The sequence below is a fragment of the Litorilituus sediminis genome (genome assembly GCF_004295665.1).
Classification (GTDB): Bacteria; Pseudomonadota; Gammaproteobacteria; order Enterobacterales; family Alteromonadaceae; genus Colwellia; species Colwellia sediminis.
Genome location: NZ_CP034759.1, coordinates 3,235,971 through 3,255,205, shown reverse-complemented (window position 1 = coordinate 3,255,205; position 19,235 = coordinate 3,235,971). Strand labels below are relative to the sequence as shown.

Genomic DNA, 19,235 nt, shown 5'->3' with positions numbered 1-19,235 from the left:
ATTAACAAGAATATACTTGCTCGAATTAGAATGAAAGTAACAAATGCAAAAAAGCCAGAGCGATAATGTAAACACTCTGGCTTTTTAGCAATGCATTTTATCAACTAGCTTAAAACATAGAGCCAATTTCTAATCGAACCATACCTAAACTTAAATCTTCAGAATGACTTAAATCTGTCCACGTTTGCTGGTAGCTAGCACGAAAGAACATGCTGTTATCTAACTCGTAACGAACACCTGCGGCAACATTATAGCTAACACGTGAATCACTATAAGTGTTTTGATAACGCTCACAAATATAACCCCACCATGGATCCCACCAGCAAATTTCAGTGGGTGGACCATCGGCAATATTACTGTCAACAAAGCTCCAGCCAAGGCCAGCTTGAACAAAAGGAGTAAATTGCTCAGCCATTAAGTTATAAACAATATTGAACTGACTTTGATAAATATTCATCTTGTGATCAATTTCATATTCATCACCGTCATCTTCAATCAAGGTTGCTTTATAATCAGGCGTTACTGAAGCGAAATCAAAGTTTAGCAATATATGAGGATTTAAGTTATAGCCTAAAGTGAAACCCCAGCCAATATCACTGTCTAAATCCAGTTGCGAGCCATTTTTACCGTCAACATCGGCAGACAAGCTATTAAGCAATTGAAAACTGGCTTCCCAGCGTCCATCACGTTTAGTGTAGTTAGCTAGGCTATCAAAGCTCATACTTGAAAGCATTAACCCTGTTAGTAGCGCAAAGCCAAAAACTTTTTTCACTATCATCACACCCTCCCTTGATTAAAATATGACTAATTACTTCGTTGCGCGTGAAACGTACTCACCTGAGCGCGTATCTATTTTCACTTTTTCACCAATTTGGACAAATAAAGGTACACGTACTACCGCACCTGTAGTTAACGTTGCTGGCTTACCACCTGTACCCGCAGTATCACCTTTAAGACCTGGATCAGTTTCAACAATATCAAGTTCAACGAAGTTAGGCGGGGTAACTGAAATAGGCGTGCCATTCCATAAAGTAATTGTACAAATATCACCTTCAACTAACCATTTTACCGCATCGGCAACGGCTTTTTCTTCTGCGCCAATTTGCTCAAAGGTATCGTTATTCATAAAGTGCCAGAACTCGCCATCAGCATAAAGGTATGCTAATTCAACGTCCATTACATCAGCACCTTCAACAGATTCGCCTGATTTAAAGGTTTTCTCTAATACCTTACCAGAGACTAGCTTACGAATTTTAACACGGTTAAATGCTTGGCCTTTACCCGGCTTTACTAATTCATTTTCTAGAATGTTACACGGTTCGCCATCAAGCATGATTTTTAAACCAGCTTTGAACTGGTTAGTACTGAAATTAGCCATAAATGTACTCTTTTTTTATTAATTGGATCTCTGTTGCGGTATCATTCACATATCACGATAGTCGTAACCGAAAAATTGCACAGAGACGATAAATTGAATTTAGAATTGCCGCAGATAATACCCCAAATAGAAAATAATTTGCACACTTCTTGGCAAAAAGATTTAGCAAATGTAGTCACAGATCCTAAAGTGCTACTGCAAATGCTAGATATTGAACCGAGCGATTATCTACAGCATTTTAAAGCCCGCAAGCTCTTTCCAGTTCGAGTGCCTATTTCATTTATTAAACGCATGAAAAAAGGCGATATTAATGATCCTTTATTAAAACAAGTGATGCCATTAGCTGATGAATTTGTGGTAACACCAGGATATAGCACTGATCCGCTAGAAGAACACGACACAGTCGCGGAAGGTTTACTGCATAAATACAACAATCGGGTACTAATGATAGTTAAATCAGGTTGTGCGATTAATTGTCGCTATTGTTTTCGACGCCACTTTCCCTATCAAGATAACAGCCCCAATAAAAAGCGCTGGCAAGCCGCATTAGCTTATATTGCAAACAATTCAAGCATAGATGAGGTAATTTTCAGTGGTGGCGACCCGCTGATGGCCTCAGATGAACACTTAACCTGGTTAGTACAACAGATTGAAGCAATTGCCCATGTTAAGCGTTTACGTATTCATACACGCTTACCTGTGGTGATGCCTAGCAGAGTTACAGAAACTTTAGCGAATATGCTAAAACAAAGCCGACTTAAAGCCACTATTGTTTTACATGTAAATCATCCAAATGAATTAAATGAAGAGTTTGCCCAGGCGATAGAGCCCTTGCGCGCCGCGCGCATTCCACTATTTAATCAAAGCGTGCTTTTAAATGGCGTAAATAATGACGCTAAGGTACTAATTGCCCTAAGCCAGCAACTCTTTGATATTGGCATTCAGCCTTATTATTTACATTTATTTGATCCCGTACAAGGGGTTGCCCATTTTGATGTTGACGAACAGCAGGCAAAAGAGATTGCCACTGAAATGATGGCGAACTTATCCGGTTTTCTAATGCCCAGGTTAGTACGGGAAATTGCCGGAGAAGCTAACAAAACCCCAATAAATCTGGCATAATCGCCACAAATTTACCGACAGCAGAGTAATCATGAGTAAGGCTATTGAACAACAATTAATAGAAAATATTTCTATTATCTTAAAAAAATCACTAAGTGCTGATGCCACCTTAGCTGATTTACGTGAACACAAAAAAGCAGGCTTTGAAGCGGTATTTAAAAAAGATGCGGGCTTTACTTGCAGCTCCAACACTTTTCAACCTTATGTTGAAGAAGTTGCCAACGACTTAGTTAAATGGCAGCAAAGCCATGATCAACAACTACTTATCGCTTTAGTGAAAAAAATTGAGCAACTTTTTACCGTACTAGGCAATTTAGAAAAAAGCTACAGCCAAGAATAACGCTTGGCTGCTTCCCTTATACGCTAAGCTATAAGCTTGCTAAGCTACGCTCAGACACTACTTGTAATTGACAATGGTGCTGCTCTAGCAAGCTTAAAATGGTTAGATTAAGTTGATTAATTTCATTTAAGTAGGCATCAAAGTCTGTAGTTTTCACATAAGCAAGAATATCTAACTCTAAGCCCATTACCGTATAAGCTTTAAAATGCACTCTAAGTGGTTCATCGGCAATATTTTCTGCCGCGAGTAAATGCTGTTTTAACGCTTGTAAAAAATTATCTATATTTTCTCTTTTACAATCGGGCGTTAGCATTAATTTAGGTCTAAAGGCGATTTTTTCTCGCTCAGAAAAGTTCTCGATATCCATATCAATAAACTTGGCATTGGCAACATAAATCACGGTACGCTCGAGCGTGCGAATTCTGGTTGAGCGCAATCCGATTTCTTCAACAACGCCATAGCTATTGCCAAAGCGGCAGAAGTTACCAATTTTCACCGGTGCCGAGGTATACAAAGTAATAGCACCAATAATATTTTCTACGGTTTTTTGCGCTGCCAATGCCAGCGCTAAACCACCAATACCTAAACCAGCCAGTAAGGTTGAAGCATTAAAACCTAAGTTTTCTAACCACATCAGGCTAGCAACGACCAGGATAATTAATTTAGCAACCGTACCAGCAGGTCGTAATAAATAGACGGCTAATGGCTTATCTTGAGCAACAAATTTTTCCGCTAAAATCACCTTAAGCAAGTCAACAAAGCGAAAGAATACCCAGCACCAAGCAATAATTAAGGTGGTTGCTCCTTCCATTACCGCACGAACCGCAACGGTGACATTGGTGTCATCAATAAGCTGTCGTGCAATAATAATAGCAAGAAGAAAGGCTACCGGCCCTTGAATAAAGGCTGCGGTATCTTTAGAAAGGGTTGAATGTACGCGTTTAATCGCTCTTACAAATAACCAAGTAAAGACAACCGAGGCAAGGTAAGTGCCAGCCAACATCACCAAGAAATACAGCCATTGCCAAAGCATTACCCCGAAAAAATCCACTGCGGGTAAGCTTTTTGCCAAAAACTCGCCTAAGGCAGAATAAGAATAAGCTTGAAAAAGATAAGGAATTTTTTCTACGGTCGCATTAGATATTTTCCAAATACGCACTTTATCTTTTTCTCTTGGTACACGCTGCAACAAGACATTAAGTTCAGTGTCTTCACCAACTTTTACCTTACCAATCAATTCTCGATACGAAGGTAGGCCATCACGCAAATCTCCTAAATGTTGATCGCTGATGCTAGTTAAATCGACCCATAAGGTACGTTGAAACACCACATAAAGCTGGCGCGCTAACTCTTCTTTGCCAACCGCTAAGGTTTTTTCAGAAATATTGCGATAATCGAGATAATTTGTCGCTAGCTCTACATCACCAGCACGCATTGCCAATAAGTAACCCGCTATCGCACCGCGCGGTTGGCCGCGTTCAAACTCATCTATAGGCACGGAACTATCATCACTGCTAGCAGCCTCTTGCAAGGTTTGCTCTGACTTTTCTTTTTGCTCAATAATCTTTTTAACTGATACATCTTGCTGATCATTCACTTGCGTAGCATTGAGTGCAAATGCACATAAAAGTACAGCAATAAAACTAAACAAGGTAAGCAAGTTTAATGAACACTTTTTCATCAATAAAAATCCCTTTCAAAATCTAACAGGGTGGATAGCGCATGCTAAAATAATAACGTCAGATGTAACTGTTACAGAATTAACAGCTGTTGTAAATTTCAGCCATAAAAAAAGCCGCATAAAATGCGGCTTTTCAATGTTATAACAAGCAATTACTTCTTAACAATTAAGTCAGCGAAGGTTTCTTCAAACCACTCATCTAACATACGCTTTTCATAGCTTAAAGACTGATTGCGGTATTTTAAATTAGATTTGCGCATAAAGTTCATATCTTTCACCACCACAGTATCCGCTTTGATTTCTTTGCCATTAGCATCAACTAACTGATATGAGAAGTTCATGCGAGGAAAGTACAAATCTTTCAATATACGAGTACGATTAATACCTGCAGCATTTGTATCACCTGCTAAATCAACATCAGTTACCACTATTTTTAACACCTGATCTTCAGGTAAACTTTCAGCCATTTTAGCAAAGTGCTTTTCAAAATTTTTGAAAGTACGCTCTCTAAAGCTTTTACGGCCCTCATCTCCTGAGTCTATATCTCGGTAACTTTTATAATCTTTCCACTCAACTTCACTGGTTGCAGCAGTAACAGTTGGCGTGATTAATAACGTTGATAGAACTACAGCTAAAATAGAAAATGATTTATTCATGGCAAAATCCTCTTTTAATGTTTACAACTCTATTAGACCTGATTTATCCGTCTTTATTTGCACATTTATGTAATTTCAATGTATTAATTTGTAGCGTAAAACTGTTTTAACACACTAGCAACTATATTTTCCGCCCTTTGCTTTCTCTCTTCTTTGCTTATATCAAGATGAGCAAAACCTTGTACAGCACCACGCCAAACTCTTTTCCCTGTCAGTGCATCTTCAATGTAAATTAAAAAACTGCCTTTTTCTAAACCATCAGACTCAGGCAAGCCAGGTGAAACGCCAAATTTTTCATTAATGGTTTCATCAGGCAAATCATCTGTTAAAGCAACACCAAAGCCAACATGAAACTTTACTTCGCCAGCCAAAGGTTTTGATATAAAGCCATGTTGTTCTAAATCAGCGACAATCGCATCAGCATACAGCTTATAAATAGCTTGGGTTTGTGCCGGCTTTAATGAGGTCTCTTTCACATATTTAGGCGCTAATGAAAATTCACTGCCCTGTGCATAAGATACTGGAATATCGCGCACACTAGATATAGCTAGCTTACTTTGCTGAGATAGCGACTCTTGTGGCACTTGCACACAGCCGACAAGTAAAGTAGCAAGCACTACAGATAATGTAATATTTTTCATAAAATTGCGTCCTGACAATAAGTTACTTTGCTTCATTAACCTGAACTCGGTTTAAGAGATAAGTTAACAGTTTGAAATATATAGTTAGTATGCACATCTACTCTCTAGTTTGATAGTTTTACTTAATTCAAGGCAAATTTCGCGTCAATAGCCAGTCTATTGCAAGTAAATTTAACGCAGAAGTAAGTATAAGTAGCTGCTAGAGAACTATTTATTAAGCCGGGCTCAGGTTCATTATACTGAGTTAAATGTAGCAAGATAATACATTTCGTCATAAAACTGCAACGCTTTGTTATTAAGCTATGCGCCAAGTTAGTAATCATAGGAATGTGACCAATATGAAAAAGGTGTTCACTGGCGCTTGGCAAGCAAATAATGCAGATTTAAACCAAGCTTTAACTAAGTTAGCGAAAATAGCTGAAATTGACTTTGAAATCGAAATATCTATCGACAAGATGTTAAAGGAAACCAATTACCGCGAGCTTGTTCTCAGTGAGTTATCACAACTTGGTCATGATGAATTAAACACCATTATACATTGGTTAAACTCTCCAGCTGCCAGTGAGCAGTCACCAACAGCGACAACAAGTAAATTACCGTTACTGTTATCGGCTATCGCCTGTATTGCGGTGGTTATTTCGGTTGTTTTTTTCTTTTTACCTCAACAACAGCAACTAGAAACTATCGCACAACAAACGCCTGCTAATACCGTAAAAACGGTAGCAACTCAACCAGCTGTAGCTCCGCAAGACACCGCAATTAAAAAGCCTGAAATAACTGAAAAGACTAAACAGAAGCTACTGTTTCGCCTACACGGCTCAAACACTATAGGTGAAAAATTAGCACCTGCATTGCTTGAAGGCTACTTAAAGCAACAAGGTATTATAGATTTCACCTGGATTCAGGGTGATAGCCCAGTTGAGCGCCAACTAAGCTATCAACAAGGCAATACTAATTACTTTATCGAGCTACATGCACATGGTTCAAGCACCGCTTTTGCTGATCTTAGTATGGATAAAGCCGATATAGGTATGGCTTCAAGACGAATCAAAGCAAAGGAAATTACCGAACTACAAGCTAAGCTTGGGACGTTAAACAGTGTCGGTAATGAGCATATTATCGGTTTAGACGGATTAGCCGTTATCGTTAATCAAAATAACCCTATCAAGCAGCTTTCTAGCGCTACACTGGCAAAAGTTTTTTCTGGCGAGATTAACAATTGGTCACAACTTGGCGGCCAAGATCAAGCCATCACTATATTTTCTCGTGATAAACACTCGGGTACTTGGGACACTTTCAAAAACCTAGTACTTAAAAAGCATAATAAAAAACTCGCCAGTAACGCTGTGCGCTTAGAGTCTAGCTCAGAGCTTTCCACGCGTGTTTCACAAAACGAAGGCGCTATTGGCTTTATTGGCTTAAATTACGTACTTCATAACAAAGCACTGGCTATTTCGGCGGCAAAAAATACTGCGGCAATATTCCCAACTCGCTTTACCATAGGTACAGAAGATTACGCCTTAGCTAGACGTTTATATTTTTATACGCCAACCAGCGCTTCTAATACCGTAAAGAGTTTTGCCCAATACGCTATCTCTGCGCAAGGACAAGACATAGTGGCTGCAACCGGATTAATTTCTCAAAACATTAAACTAGAAGAAACCTATCCACGTAACGATGCGCCTGAACGCTATAACTATTACGTGAAAAATGGCAAGCGACTATCACTTAACTTTCGTTTTGACTATGCCACTAAAGATTTAGATAACAAGGGTAAGCGTGACTTAGAGCGTTTAGTTAGCTTTATGGAGCAACATCAAGGACGCAGAATTGCCCTACTTGGCTTTTCTGATAGCGTAGGCGCTCAATTAAAGAACCAAAATTTATCGCTAAGTCGAGCTAAGTCAGTTGAGCTCGAACTGACCTCGCGCGGAATACCTGTGATGGCGGTTGAAGGCTTAGGTGAAGCTTTACCTATTGCAAATAACAACACTGAAGCAGGTCGAAAACGCAATCGTCGTGTAGAAGTTTGGTTGCTTTAATATTTTTGCAATATTACCCCAATACAATAGGCGCATCAGTTGCATTATAGGGATAACAAAATGTTTAATTTATTATCAAATCAAATTCACTTAGTTGAGCATTTAAACGCGTTAAACGAACAAGAGTTAGCGCAAGCAAAAGATAATTTAGAACAGCTTGTTTCCTTACTTAGCGTGCCAGCAGCTAAATTGCTAATGAATCGCAAAGCAACTGGCAACATGCTAGCGCAACATTGTGAGCTGGCTGAAAATGTCAGCTCAATCAGTGAAATATTGCTCAGTAAAGACGCGTTAATTAATCAAATTAATCAGCTGTGCTTAACTGAAGCAGTTGTTGTCAGAGATACCTTTGAAAATTGCCTCGAAGTGATTACTAGCCAAGTAACTATCACTAGTCAAGTAACAACTGCTAGTCATCAAGCTATCCCAGCTCAAGAAGCTACAGCGCAGATTAGCAACAGAAAGCCATTAACAGAGCAAGCTACAGCTGAAGTTACAGTCATCAAGCCGTTAAATAAAAATAACGTTTCACCAATTCGTTTAGGTGAAATAAAGCAACGTTTAGCGCAAGCCGTTGAAACCGACAACCATCAAAAGCAAGCGGTAAAAGCTAAGCTTAACGGCCTACTCAAGCCACAAAGTGATAGCATCAGCACGCCTTTACCTAAGCAAGCTTAACACCTCAATATTTTACTACGACAAAATAACTCACCGAGAAAATAACCTAATAGCCTTATCAATATTTAACCGATAAGGCTATTCATTAGACAAATCTAGTAAAAAACTCCCAAAAACTAAGCTAATCAGGCTATATTGAAGTAACATGTGCCAGCAAAACACATGTACTTTAACCTCGTACGAAATTACGTCTTGGACAAACTATCAATGAAACGACTAAAGCAACTAATGCTGTTAGGTACTCAAGATATGGTGAAATCTAATGCTGAAAAGCTCAAGATCACTAACTTGGTTGCCCTAGTAACTTGTGTCATTGCTTCCCTATATACCAGTTATTTTTATTTTGTTTTAGGGCAAAACAAACTTACTTTGCTTAATATTGGCTTTGTTTTTAGCTACGGCATCACTTTATATCTGTCAGCGAAAGGCTTTGTCTGTGCAGCAAAAAGCTGGTTTCTCAGTGTGCTTATGGTGCATATATTTATTCTCACCTTAGTGGTGTTTACACCCGCAGCTGGCTTTCATTTTTATTACTTACTTTTACCGCCCGGCGTATTATTACTATTTGAGGATAAAGATAATTTAGCCAAGAACACCTTAATGTTCACTGGCGTTGTACTCTTCTTTATTTGCGACTTATTGGGTAATAGCAGCCCATTAATAGCATTGACCGCAGATGCCGAAAAGGCACTTTTTCTTTCTACCATTTTCGTAGTTATGGTAGAAGTTTACTTTATTATGCTAATTTTTAGCCGAGCTATCGCCCGTAATGAAGCAAGGCTGCAGGAGCTAGCAACCCTAGATGTATTAACCGGAGTAAAAAATCGCCGTAGTTTTATTGAGCTAGGTGAAGCCCTTATTGCCAGAACTCAACGTTACCAAAGACCTTTGACACTATTACTTTTCGATGTTGATCACTTTAAACGTATTAATGATACTCACGGACACCTCATAGGAGATAAAGCCCTTAAAATCATCGCTCAAACGCTTGAAAAAAATCTACGTAGCAGCGATACCATCGCCAGATACGGTGGCGAAGAGTTTGTAGTGCTATTACCTGAAACTAAATCTGGCGAAGCAATAAAGTTAGCAAATCACTTAATTGATAAAATTCAGCAAGTTAACATTAATATTGACCAAGATACTAGTATTCATTGTACCGTCAGTATTGGCCTAGCTGAATTCAATGAGGCAACGCCATCACTTATGGCACTGGTGCATTGTGCTGATATTGCCCTTTATCAGGCTAAAAAACTAGGGCGTAATCAAGTTGTCACTTATACAGACAGGTTTGAAGATAGCATTAAAACTTGCTGATCTTTTTAAAACTTGTTGCGCCTTCTTGCAACAAGCTAGGCATAGCTAGCCTGCACTCCGTTCTCAACAATCTTCGCCCCCACTTGATAATGCGAATCATTCTCGATATCATCACCAAATATCGGTAAGTGAATAAAAATCACTCACCTTGTGGCCAACAACAATGCAGGGAAAAGTCATGAATACAGGCCAAATCGAACAAACTGCTAATGCTAAGCTAATACTTAAAGAAAAAATATTACTGCGCTGGCGGTACTTTTTTCCTGTAGTTATTGTAGCACTCATTATGGCGCCAACAACACGCTCACTCACATTCAGCGTGATCAGTGATGCTTTTTTTCAAGTAGGTGTTTTTGTACTGGCAACGTTAAGCCTTTATCACCTAGTCGCAGGTTATTTAGCTAAAAAACCAAGTATTCCGCTAGCAAAACAGCCTATCACTCAAGTAGGCTTTGCTGCTTTTTTGGGAGCAATTCCTGGTTGTGGTGGCGCTATCATAGTCATAACACAGTTTATTCAGGGGAAATTTAGCTTTGGCTCAGTTGTTGCTGTGCTAACCGCGACCATGGGGGATGCCGCTTTCTTGCTGATTGCCAGTAAGCCAGTCGATGGCCTAGTGTTAATAGCAATCAGTGTTACCACAGGTACTATAACAGGCTATGTAATCGACCTATGCTTTGGCAGAGATTACTTACGTGTTGAACCACAATCTAACTCCCAACAACATTATGCTTGTAGCAGTAATACAGTCGAAGCAGCTACCTATCTCTGGAAGATTATATTAATACCCGCCATGGTTATTTCACTATTATATGCTTTTCAAATTGACCCTAACGAATTCCTTGCTTTACCTGAAGGTACAGTAGAGTTTTTTGGTGGCATTTTTGCCCTAATTGCCATTATTACTTGGGCTAAAGCAAAAACAAACGCTAAGAATCAATATCAAGAATTTGTTGCTGAACAGCAAAAAAACTGTGATAGCAATTGGTTTTCTTGTGCGGTGCAAGATACAAATTTTGTCTTAACGTGGGCCGTGGCAGCATTTGTTATGTTTGCGCTACTCAATCAGTTTAGTGGTTTTGATTTAGCCATATGGTTTCATCAATATGCAAGCTTCACCCCTTTTGCTGGTGTGCTAATTGGCTTACTACCGGGCTGCGGACCACAAATTATAGTTACTAGCTTATATATTCAAGGCGCAATTCCATTTTCAGCCCAATTAGGAAACGCCATTTCTAACGATGGCGATGCCTTGTTTCCGGCAATTGCCTTAGCACCAAAAATCGCTATTTATGCCACTTTATTCTCTACCATTCCGGCATTGATAGTTGCCTATGGCTACTTTTTCTTGTTTGAATTTTAATACCAAGTGAAATAAATATTATCTTTACTAAGACAAGGCTTAGTAATATCAACAAAATTTGTCTAACCTTTGAATGATATAAGAAAAATACGTTAAAAAGGTGATTTGACGTGAAATACAATATTAAGCAATGGACTAATACTTTTTTTACTCTCGTGTTGCTACTCAGCATTATTAATATATCAATCTTTTTATACGGCCAACACAAAGATCAAGAAAGTGAATATTGGATTATTCATACCCATACTGTGATTCAAGTTAGTACTGAATTACTAAGTTATCTTAAAGATGCCGAAACAGGCCAACGAGGTTTCTTGCTCACCAATGACACTCACTATTTAGCACCATATAATTCCGGCATTACTGATGCATTAGCCACACTTGAGCAACTTAAAGAGTTAACAGCTGACAATCCTGCTCAACAACAACGTTTAATAAAGCTCAAAACCCTTATTGATGCAAAGTTTACCGAGTTACAACAAACCATAGATTTAGCCAAGCAAGGAAATCACAGCAAGGCACTTAACCTAGTAAAAACCGACCTTGGCAAAAATATTATGAATAACATGCGTCAGTTACTTGCCGAGTTTGTCGAGGTAGAGCAGGCATTACTTAAACACAGAAGTGATTATCATCAATCCTTTAAAGTTCAAAGTCGAAACATTAATTTTGCCACTATGGTTATTTTAATTGTCACCTTATTATCCATGGCCTTTTTCCTTAGAAGAAAAGTGATACATCCTATAACCACCTTGAGCCAAAACGCCGTAGATTTTAGCCAAGATTATAAAACCATACAGAGCCAAGAAAGCAACCTAGAGGAAATACAACAACTATCAACAGCCTTTAAAAGCATGAGTGAAGATATCAGTTACTCTATGCACACTTTAACAATTCAAAAAAGTCTGTTAGAAAAAGCTAACAATGCCAAAAGCGATTTTTTAGCCAATATGAGCCATGAAATACGCACACCAATTAATAGTATTTATGGTGGTTTACAGCTATTAAAACAAAGACAATATACAGAGAGTCAGGAATATAAAGACTTAGTCAATCAATCCTTATTTGCTTGTAAATCACTGTTAACCATAATCAATGATATTTTAGACTTTTCCAAAATAGAAGCAGGAAAACTCAAGCTAGAATCAATTCATTTCAATTTTGAAAAAATCGTCAATCAACTTATCCAAACGCTAACATCTGAAGCAAACCACAAAAACATAAAGCTTCAGGCGATAAGAGACGACAACTTTATTGATGGTTGGTTAGGCGACCCGGTAAGAGTTCAACAAATATGCCTGAACTTATTATCTAACAGCGTAAAATTCACCCCAAAAGGCTCAGTTGAATTACGTTATGGTACGGTAGAATTTGCTCATAGAAATTGCCTACATATTCAAGTGAAAGACACAGGTATAGGTATGTCGCCCGACGCTTTAGCTAGGTTATTTACGCGCTTTGAACAGGCTGATAATTCAATCACAAGAAAGTTTGGTGGCACAGGCTTAGGTGTTGCTATAACCAAACAATTAATTGAGCTTATGGACGGCACACTGCAAGTAAACAGTGAGCTAAATAAAGGCACAGAATTTAATATTTACCTGCCGCTAGAGCAAAATCAAACTACAAGCGTTGATGAGCAAGAGCTTAATAACATAAAAGTACCAAATTTAGCTGGCGTTAGCCTTGTCTTAGCAGAAGATAACCGAATTAATCAGACCATATTTAAGGCCATGATGAAAGATAGCCAAGCAAGGATTTATATTGCTAATAACGGCGAAGAAGCGATAGCACAAACTAAATTACATTCACCGGAACTTATCTTTATGGATATTCAAATGCCAATAATGGATGGCATAAGTGCATTTAGGGAAATAAAAAAACACTGGCCGCATATTCCAGTTATTGCCTTAACCGCCAATGTAATGGCGTCTGATATAAAACAATATAAAAGCGAAGGTTTTCACAATTATTTAGCTAAACCCATTGAAGTAAGCAAGCTGTATGGTTTCTTAACCCGCTACATCAATACTTAATCTCAACATCAACCATTCGCTAGCAATACAAAAACGGCCAATTAATGCTGAACATGGCCAGTAATTAATAATCACTACTTAGACAAATACGCCATAGCTTGTTCTAAACCATTCACTGTCATCGGATACATATGCTCCTCAAGCAAGTCTTTGGTAATATCAATACTTTGGGTGTACCGCCAATGGGCTTGCGGCACAGGGTTTATCCAAGCAACTTTATCAAAGCTATCAGTTAAACGTTTAAACCAAGTAGCTCCTGACTCTTCATTCCAATGTTCAACGCTGCCACCAGGCATGACAATTTCATAAGGCGACATCGAGGCATCGCCAATAAAAATCACCTTATAATCGCTGGTAAACTTATGCAAAATATCGGTTAAAGGAATGCGCTCTTGATGACGCCTAACATTGTTATGCCAAACAGACTCATAAATAAAGTTATGGAAATAATAATATTCCATATGCTTAAATTCAGAGCGGGCGGCTGAGAACATTTCCTCACATATTTGCACATAAGGGTCCATCGAACCACCAACATCAAAAAATAGCAGCACTTTAACGGCATTATGACGCTCTGGTACCATTTTTAAATCAAGATAACCGGCATTATTGGCTGTACTGCGAATGGTGTCATCAACATCCAGCTCTTCATTGGCACCAGTACGGGCAAATTGACGCAATCTTCGCAAGGCAACTTTAATATTACGTGTACCCAGCTCAATATTGTCATCTAGGTTTTTAAAATCACGGCGTTCCCATACTTTCACGGCACGTTTATGACGGCTGTCACCGCCAATTCTTACCCCTTCAGGGTTATAGCCACTATGACCAAAAGGCGATGTTCCCCCCGTGCCTATCCACTTATTGCCACCTTGATGTTTGGCTTTTTGTTCCTCTAAGCGCTTTTTCAGAGTTTCCAGTAGTTTTTCTAAGCCACCTAAAGAGTCAATTTTTGCCTTTTCTTCCTCACTTAGCTGCTTGATTAATTCAGCTCTAAGCCAGTCTTCTGGAATTAACGCTTCAATAATGTCATCAATATTCGCTAGCTCAGTAAAACATTGTGAAAAGGCTCTATCAAAGCGATCAAAGTACTTTTCATCTTTGACTAAAATAGTGCGACTTAAATAATAAAATTCATCAATATCAGCAAACACTAAATGCTGTTCTAATGCCGAGATTAAATCCAGTAACTCTTTAATGGTTACTGGGATCTCATGCTTTTTAAGCCCTTGAAAAAAATTGATTAACATTAACGCTGCTCACGTCGATGCATAAAAGCTAAACGCTCTAACATATGCACGTCTTGCTCATTTTTTAATAATGCGCCATACAGCGGTGGAATGGCCTTTGAGTTATCTCGGTTTTTCAAAATTTCATCAGGAATATCATCCGCCATTAACAGTTTTAACCAATCAATAAGCTCAGAGGTTGAAGGCTTTTTACGTAAGCCATTTATTTCACGCACTTCAAAGAAAATATCTAAGGCTTCGTTCACTAAATTCAATTGAATATTCGGGTAATGAACGTCAATGATCTGCTTCATGGTGTCGCGATCAGGAAAATTAATAAAATGGAAAAAACAGCGGCGTAAAAAAGCATCAGGTAACTCTTTTTCATTATTACTGGTAATAATAATAATAGGTCTATGCTTAGCTTTTACCGTTTCACCCGTTTCATAAACAAAGAACTCCATCTTATCCAGCTCCACCAATAAGTCATTGGGAAACTCAATATCAGCTTTATCAACTTCATCTATCAGTAAAACTACTTGCTCGTCTGATTGAAATGCTTGCCACAACTTACCTTGGCGGATGTAGTTATTAATATCATGTACCTTGTCATCACCCAGTTGTGAATCTCTCAGTCTAGACACGGCATCGTATTCATATAAACCTTGTTGTGCCTTAGTGGTCGACTTAACATGCCACTGAATTAAGCGCATGCCTAAAGAAGCGGCAACCTCCTCAGCCAGTAAGGTTTTACCGGTACCAGGTTCACCTTTTATCAACAAGGGTCGTTGCAAGGCAACCGAAGCATTTACCGCCATTTGTAAATCATCCGTTGCGACATATTTGTCAGTGCCTTTAAATTTCATAAGCTCACTATCTATCTTCTTATAACTGATAGCAGCATAACTGGTTGTACCATTAAGTACAATGCACTTGAGAAACACTTAGCAAAGTTATTTATCACTCTATCGCTAATGTTCCAGCTAAAGATCTAGAGACACACAAACACATTTGCCTGCTGATTTTTTCTGTTTATAGCAAATTGATTAAGTGCTTGAGCATCCTTAAAGCACAATTGATCTATACTGCATCTTACCTCGTATTAATAACTAATGTTTAACACAGGTAGTGCAAATGAAAGTAACAACACGACTCGTTTGCTTGGGATTTTTTCTAGCAATGTTAACAAGTAGCCAATCTTTTGCTGGTGACATTACATTCGATGCCGTTGAAAGCAAACATTGGCTCACCGTAAATGATAATGTAATGGGCGGAATATCGTATAGCCACTTTACTTATCATCAAGGTTATAGCACTTTTTCAGGTTACCTATCGCTTGAAAACAATGGCGGTTTTGCCTCAGTTAGACGTTTAATTTCTCCTGATTTTTCTGCTGCAAGTAGCATAAAATTAATCATTAAAGGCGATGGCCGACGCTATCAATTTCGCTTAAAAACCCATAATTTATATGAAGGTGCGGCTTATGTAGCCGAATTTACAACAACACCTAACCAATGGCAGACAGTGCAATTTTCAGAAGCTGACTTTTCTCCACGTTATCGCGGTAAAGCCCTTTCCTCAATGCCTGCGCTAAACTTCTCCGATGCCATGCAAGTGAGTTTGCTGATCGCTGATAAGAAAGCAGGAAAATTTAAGCTCAGCATAAAATCAATCCAGCTTTTACAATCAATATAATGAATGCTATCTCACCTAAAAAATTACTTCATTCAAAATGGACAAGCGTTCATCCTCGCAACAAAGAAAAGCACTTTACCGTAATCACGGTAAAATTTGACCATGATATGAAGGTCGAACTATGTGAAATTCAAGCAATCTTTACCAACAGAATTCAACAAATAAACTGGCGTGAATTAAAAAATTCACACCAATGGCAGCAAGGCTGGCGCTAACAAGCACGCTTTTTCTCTCCTACTCTTACCTACACAATTCAGCTTAGCAATTAAAAATGTGATACTATCACACAAATTTTATGTTACAGTATCACATCAAGTATATTGCAAAACAGCTAAAACCAAGAAAAATTAGCATCGATAATTATTACAAAATAACAAAACTATGAATAATTTAGCCATCAAAGATCAACCTGAATTAACTCAAGTCACCGCCAGCAAGGCGGTATTTTCTGAGCATGCCAGCAAGCTAACTGACATATATCAAGACGATGTTAAGCTCATTGTTTGGCAAAACAATACACCAAAACAGTTAACGCAAATAGCGCAAGCGCTAATTAACCAACGCCCTCACCTTAAAGCGGTACTGACAGTCACGCCAGAAAATTGTTTCACTCAACTCAGCGAGTATTTAGCCGATTTAGAAGATAGTCATGAGCTATGCAAACACATTAGCTTACTGGTTGATATGTTTTGCACCTTATTTGAGCTTAAAGGCGCAGGGTTACGTTTAACGGCATTAGATAGACCTATGTGCCCTAAATTTCATGTTGATAAAGTGCCTTGTCGATTGATCACTACCTTTGTCGGTAGCGCGACACAATGGCTAAGTAATGATGTTATCGATAGAACGAAATTAGGTAAAGCAAGTACCGGCAAAACCGATGCCGAATCAGGCTTATATCGAGACAACAAGGATATCCAGCAACTCAATGCTGGCGATATTGCCTTAGTGAAAGGTGAAGGCTGGATAAATAACGAGGGTGCTGGCTTAGTGCATCGCTCCCCTGAGCTTGCCGCCGATGAGAGTCGCTTATTGCTAACACTAGATTTTATTGATTAACAGCATGAAGCTTGCACACCAAAATAGGGACATAAATTTACTTATGAATAACTTAACTGAGCATTTATGCGCTGCTGAGCAACAATGCCTGCAACATGGCGGTAAACTGACCGAAAAACGAAAATACGTTTTATCTATTTTACTTCAAGCAGATAAAGCGCTTTCAGCCTACGAAATAATCGAAACCTATAATACTGAATGTAATGAAAAAATGGCGCCAATGTCAGCCTACAGAATACTCGAATATCTCGAACGTATGCATTTAGCTCACAAAATAAATCTTGCCAATAAATTTGTTGCTTGCGCGCATATTGGTCATCAACAAAATCACCATGCCGCGCAATTTTTATTTTGCCAACAATGTCAAAAAGTAACAGAAATGCCAATGAGCACAAATGTCTATCAAGAGTTAACCAATGAAGTTGAACAATCAGGCTTTCAGTTATGCTCAGAACAAATCGAATTGACTTGCCTTTGTCAGGCATGCCGATAACAGCACAAATCACATATATTGCAAAACTAAGGTTACACCATGAATTTTAATTCCCTTTTTATCGACAAACTTGCCATTAGCATTTCTGGGCTCTGTGTTGCTCACTGCCTGTTATTTCCGGTATTAGTAGCTTTATTGCCGAACTTATTAAGTTTAGGTATTGACCCTGAATTTTTTCACCAATGGATGATAATTTTCGTTATTCCTACCAGCATTTTTGCGTTAACCTTAGGCTGCAAAAAGCACGGCCGCATTACCATTATTGCCACAGGATTAGTTGGCCTGAGCTGCCTATTATTAGCGTTTGCTTTAGGTGCAAATCTTTTAGGTGAAGTGGGTGAGAAACTGCTCACCCTAATTGGCGGGCTAATTATTGCCTATGCACATTTCAACAATTACAAATCATGCCAGCACCATGACAAATGCGCGCATTAAATTACTGATACTAACATTTAGACAACTGAATTATTCTCTATGAGCAATGAAAAAATTATCGCCGTACCAACCAATATTATTACCGGCTTTCTCGGCGTAGGAAAAACCTCAGCCATATTGCATTTACTTAAGCAAAAACCGAATCATGAAAGGTGGGCAATACTTGTTAATGAGTTCGGTGAAATCGGCGTAGATGCAAGCCTAATGCAAGGTAGCTTAGCTGATAATAATGACGTTTATATTCGCGAGGTGCCGGGTGGCTGTATGTGTTGTGCATCAGGTCTGCCGATGCAAATTACGCTGAATCAATTACTGACAGAAGCGAAACCGCATCGACTGCTTATTGAGCCGACAGGCTTAGGTCACCCAAAAGAAGTACTGCAAGTATTATCAAACCAATATTACCAAGAAGTCCTAAGTTTAGAGAAAACCATCTGCTTAGTTGATGCCAGAAACTTAAACGATCAGCGCTATCACCAGCACCCAACCTTTAATCAACAGTTAGAGATTGCCGATATTATCGTCGGTAGTAAGCTTGATCTATACAAAGCAAACGAGCAAAGCCAACTAACCGACTTTATTCAAACAAAAGCGCTCTCGCCTGAAAAAGTAGACTTTATCGAACACGGTCAACTGCCGCTCGCTTGGTTAGCAGGCAAAACGAGTTTCAACGTGTCAAATAAATCAGCGCACAAGCATCAGCCAAGAACAACATCAATAGCGCCAACACCACTTCCTAAAGAGGGCTATATTCAGGCGACTAATCAAGGTGAAGGTTTTCAAAGTATTGGCTGGCGCTTTGCTCCGAGTAAACAATTTAACCGCAAAGAACTACATAGCTTTTTAAGTACAATCAAAGCAGTGCGCATCAAAGCAGTTTTTATCACCCCTGAGGGCATTTTTGCCTACAACACCCTTGATAATGACCTAGTTGAAATCGAATTAGATGAATGCAATGAAAGCCGCATTGAAATTATTTGCCATGACATTGATGAAAGCTGGCAAGATACTTTACTCAACATCGTGATTAGCAATTAGCAAACGCTAAACAGCCTGTATTAGCATAACCC

20 protein-coding genes are annotated in these 19,235 nt (G+C 38.8%); 13 read left to right on the top strand and 7 right to left on the bottom strand.

The genetic code is table 11. The annotated features are described in order from the left end of the window. Positions 1-109: 109 nt before the first annotated feature. On the bottom strand, positions 110-778 hold the full coding sequence (locus EMK97_RS14510; RefSeq protein WP_246028800.1) for a porin family protein: 669 nt from the start codon (positions 776-778) through the stop codon (positions 110-112). Positions 779-808: 30 nt separating this feature from the next. Further along, complete coding sequence (efp, locus tag EMK97_RS14505) at positions 809-1,378, bottom strand: elongation factor P (protein WP_130603386.1); 570 nt, start codon at positions 1,376-1,378, stop codon at positions 809-811. Between the two features lie 138 nt (positions 1,379-1,516). Between efp and epmB the strand changes: the two genes are divergently transcribed. After that, positions 1,517-2,500 carry an EF-P beta-lysylation protein EpmB gene (gene epmB / locus EMK97_RS14500; RefSeq protein ID WP_130603384.1) on the top strand — a complete coding sequence of 328 codons (984 nt, stop codon included), beginning with the start codon at positions 1,517-1,519 and terminating at the stop codon, positions 2,498-2,500. A gap of 31 nt (positions 2,501-2,531) precedes the next feature. Continuing rightward, complete coding sequence (locus tag EMK97_RS14495; protein ID WP_130603382.1) at positions 2,532-2,840, top strand: hypothetical protein; 309 nt, start codon at positions 2,532-2,534, stop codon at positions 2,838-2,840. Between the two features lie 28 nt (positions 2,841-2,868). On the opposite strand, the gene EMK97_RS14490 is transcribed toward EMK97_RS14495, so the two are convergent. The 3 genes from EMK97_RS14490 to EMK97_RS14480 form a co-directional block, all read right to left on the bottom strand. Beyond that, positions 2,869-4,521, bottom strand: a complete 1,653-nt coding sequence (locus EMK97_RS14490) for a mechanosensitive ion channel family protein (RefSeq protein WP_130603380.1) — start codon at positions 4,519-4,521, stop codon at positions 2,869-2,871. A 152-nt stretch (positions 4,522-4,673) separates the two neighbouring features. After that, a complete protein-coding gene (locus EMK97_RS14485; RefSeq protein ID WP_130603378.1) occupies positions 4,674-5,177 on the bottom strand; it encodes a DUF3016 domain-containing protein in 504 nt (167 codons plus the stop codon). Positions 5,178-5,260: 83 nt separating this feature from the next. Continuing rightward, positions 5,261-5,818 carry a DUF4136 domain-containing protein gene (locus tag EMK97_RS14480; protein ID WP_130603376.1) on the bottom strand — a complete coding sequence of 186 codons (558 nt, stop codon included), beginning with the start codon at positions 5,816-5,818 and terminating at the stop codon, positions 5,261-5,263. A 338-nt stretch (positions 5,819-6,156) separates the two neighbouring features. Between EMK97_RS14480 and EMK97_RS14475 the strand changes: the two genes are divergently transcribed. The 5 genes from EMK97_RS14475 (at position 6,157) to EMK97_RS14455 (ending at position 13,254) form a co-directional block, all read left to right on the top strand. Beyond that, positions 6,157-7,860, top strand: coding sequence for a substrate-binding domain-containing protein (locus tag EMK97_RS14475; protein WP_130603374.1), 1,704 nt, complete (start codon positions 6,157-6,159; stop codon positions 7,858-7,860). Between the two features lie 60 nt (positions 7,861-7,920). Further along, positions 7,921-8,538 (top strand): hypothetical protein, encoded by a 618-nt coding sequence (locus EMK97_RS14470; RefSeq protein WP_130603372.1) that lies wholly within the window; start codon positions 7,921-7,923, stop codon positions 8,536-8,538. Between the two features lie 207 nt (positions 8,539-8,745). Then, positions 8,746-9,855, top strand: a complete 1,110-nt coding sequence (locus tag EMK97_RS14465; protein WP_170176774.1) for a GGDEF domain-containing protein — start codon at positions 8,746-8,748, stop codon at positions 9,853-9,855. A gap of 178 nt (positions 9,856-10,033) precedes the next feature. Further along, entirely contained in the window at positions 10,034-11,218 is a 1,185-nt protein-coding gene (locus tag EMK97_RS14460; protein ID WP_170176773.1) for a putative manganese transporter, read from the top strand. A 110-nt stretch (positions 11,219-11,328) separates the two neighbouring features. Continuing rightward, positions 11,329-13,254 (top strand): CHASE3 domain-containing protein, encoded by a 1,926-nt coding sequence (locus EMK97_RS14455; RefSeq protein WP_130603366.1) that lies wholly within the window; start codon positions 11,329-11,331, stop codon positions 13,252-13,254. Between the two features lie 74 nt (positions 13,255-13,328). Here the strand turns inward: EMK97_RS14455 and EMK97_RS14450 are convergent, their stop codons facing one another. Together EMK97_RS14450 and EMK97_RS14445 are read right to left on the bottom strand one after the other, a co-directional pair. After that, the gene (locus EMK97_RS14450; RefSeq protein ID WP_130603364.1) at positions 13,329-14,504 is read right to left on the bottom strand and encodes a vWA domain-containing protein; all 1,176 of its coding nucleotides are present in this window, start codon (positions 14,502-14,504) and stop codon (positions 13,329-13,331) included. Continuing rightward, complete coding sequence (locus EMK97_RS14445) at positions 14,504-15,349, bottom strand: AAA family ATPase (protein WP_130603362.1); 846 nt, start codon at positions 15,347-15,349, stop codon at positions 14,504-14,506. Before EMK97_RS14445 ends, EMK97_RS14450 begins: the two co-directional genes overlap by 1 nt. A 313-nt stretch (positions 15,350-15,662) precedes the next feature. On the opposite strand from EMK97_RS14445, the gene EMK97_RS14440 reads away from it, so the two are divergent. From EMK97_RS14440 to EMK97_RS14415, 6 genes are all read left to right on the top strand, one after another. Further along, complete coding sequence (locus EMK97_RS14440; protein WP_170176772.1) at positions 15,663-16,178, top strand: CIA30 family protein; 516 nt, start codon at positions 15,663-15,665, stop codon at positions 16,176-16,178. Beyond that, on the top strand, positions 16,178-16,393 hold the full coding sequence (locus tag EMK97_RS14435; protein ID WP_130603358.1) for a TIGR02450 family Trp-rich protein: 216 nt from the start codon (positions 16,178-16,180) through the stop codon (positions 16,391-16,393). The genes EMK97_RS14440 and EMK97_RS14435 overlap by 1 nt, the downstream gene beginning before the upstream one ends. Before the next feature lie 166 nt (positions 16,394-16,559). Continuing rightward, positions 16,560-17,237, top strand: a complete 678-nt coding sequence (locus EMK97_RS14430; protein WP_130603356.1) for a DUF1826 domain-containing protein — start codon at positions 16,560-16,562, stop codon at positions 17,235-17,237. 43 nt (positions 17,238-17,280) lie between these two features. After that, a complete protein-coding gene (locus tag EMK97_RS14425) occupies positions 17,281-17,730 on the top strand; it encodes a Fur family transcriptional regulator (RefSeq protein ID WP_130603354.1) in 450 nt (149 codons plus the stop codon). Between the two features lie 39 nt (positions 17,731-17,769). Next, positions 17,770-18,165: a MerC domain-containing protein gene (locus EMK97_RS14420; RefSeq protein WP_130603352.1), complete on the top strand. Its 396-nt coding sequence runs from the start codon at positions 17,770-17,772 to the stop codon at positions 18,163-18,165. A 39-nt stretch (positions 18,166-18,204) separates the two neighbouring features. After that, complete coding sequence (locus EMK97_RS14415; RefSeq protein ID WP_130603350.1) at positions 18,205-19,203, top strand: CobW family GTP-binding protein; 999 nt, start codon at positions 18,205-18,207, stop codon at positions 19,201-19,203. Positions 19,204-19,235 lie beyond the last annotated feature (32 nt).

What these genes read in the sequence shown, in the direction of transcription:
- EMK97_RS14510 (WP_246028800.1), bottom strand. Translation starts at nt 778, where the DNA reads ATGATAGTGAAAAAAGTTTTTGGCTTTGCGCTACTAACAGGGTTAATG.
- efp (WP_130603386.1), bottom strand. Translation starts at nt 1,378, where the DNA reads ATGGCTAATTTCAGTACTAACCAGTTCAAAGCTGGTTTAAAAATCATG.
- EMK97_RS14495 (WP_130603382.1), top strand. Translation starts at nt 2,532, where the DNA reads ATGAGTAAGGCTATTGAACAACAATTAATAGAAAATATTTCTATTATC.
- EMK97_RS14490 (WP_130603380.1), bottom strand. Translation starts at nt 4,521, where the DNA reads ATGAAAAAGTGTTCATTAAACTTGCTTACCTTGTTTAGTTTTATTGCT.
- EMK97_RS14485 (WP_130603378.1), bottom strand. Translation starts at nt 5,177, where the DNA reads ATGAATAAATCATTTTCTATTTTAGCTGTAGTTCTATCAACGTTATTA.
- EMK97_RS14480 (WP_130603376.1), bottom strand. Translation starts at nt 5,818, where the DNA reads ATGAAAAATATTACATTATCTGTAGTGCTTGCTACTTTACTTGTCGGC.
- EMK97_RS14475 (WP_130603374.1), top strand. Translation starts at nt 6,157, where the DNA reads ATGAAAAAGGTGTTCACTGGCGCTTGGCAAGCAAATAATGCAGATTTA.
- EMK97_RS14470 (WP_130603372.1), top strand. Translation starts at nt 7,921, where the DNA reads ATGTTTAATTTATTATCAAATCAAATTCACTTAGTTGAGCATTTAAAC.
- EMK97_RS14465 (WP_170176774.1), top strand. Translation starts at nt 8,746, where the DNA reads ATGAAACGACTAAAGCAACTAATGCTGTTAGGTACTCAAGATATGGTG.
- EMK97_RS14460 (WP_170176773.1), top strand. Translation starts at nt 10,034, where the DNA reads ATGAATACAGGCCAAATCGAACAAACTGCTAATGCTAAGCTAATACTT.
- EMK97_RS14450 (WP_130603364.1), bottom strand. Translation starts at nt 14,504, where the DNA reads ATGTTAATCAATTTTTTTCAAGGGCTTAAAAAGCATGAGATCCCAGTA.
- EMK97_RS14445 (WP_130603362.1), bottom strand. Translation starts at nt 15,349, where the DNA reads ATGAAATTTAAAGGCACTGACAAATATGTCGCAACGGATGATTTACAA.
- EMK97_RS14440 (WP_170176772.1), top strand. Translation starts at nt 15,663, where the DNA reads ATGTTAACAAGTAGCCAATCTTTTGCTGGTGACATTACATTCGATGCC.
- EMK97_RS14435 (WP_130603358.1), top strand. Translation starts at nt 16,178, where the DNA reads ATGAATGCTATCTCACCTAAAAAATTACTTCATTCAAAATGGACAAGC.
- EMK97_RS14430 (WP_130603356.1), top strand. Translation starts at nt 16,560, where the DNA reads ATGAATAATTTAGCCATCAAAGATCAACCTGAATTAACTCAAGTCACC.
- EMK97_RS14425 (WP_130603354.1), top strand. Translation starts at nt 17,281, where the DNA reads ATGAATAACTTAACTGAGCATTTATGCGCTGCTGAGCAACAATGCCTG.
- EMK97_RS14420 (WP_130603352.1), top strand. Translation starts at nt 17,770, where the DNA reads ATGAATTTTAATTCCCTTTTTATCGACAAACTTGCCATTAGCATTTCT.
- EMK97_RS14415 (WP_130603350.1), top strand. Translation starts at nt 18,205, where the DNA reads ATGAGCAATGAAAAAATTATCGCCGTACCAACCAATATTATTACCGGC.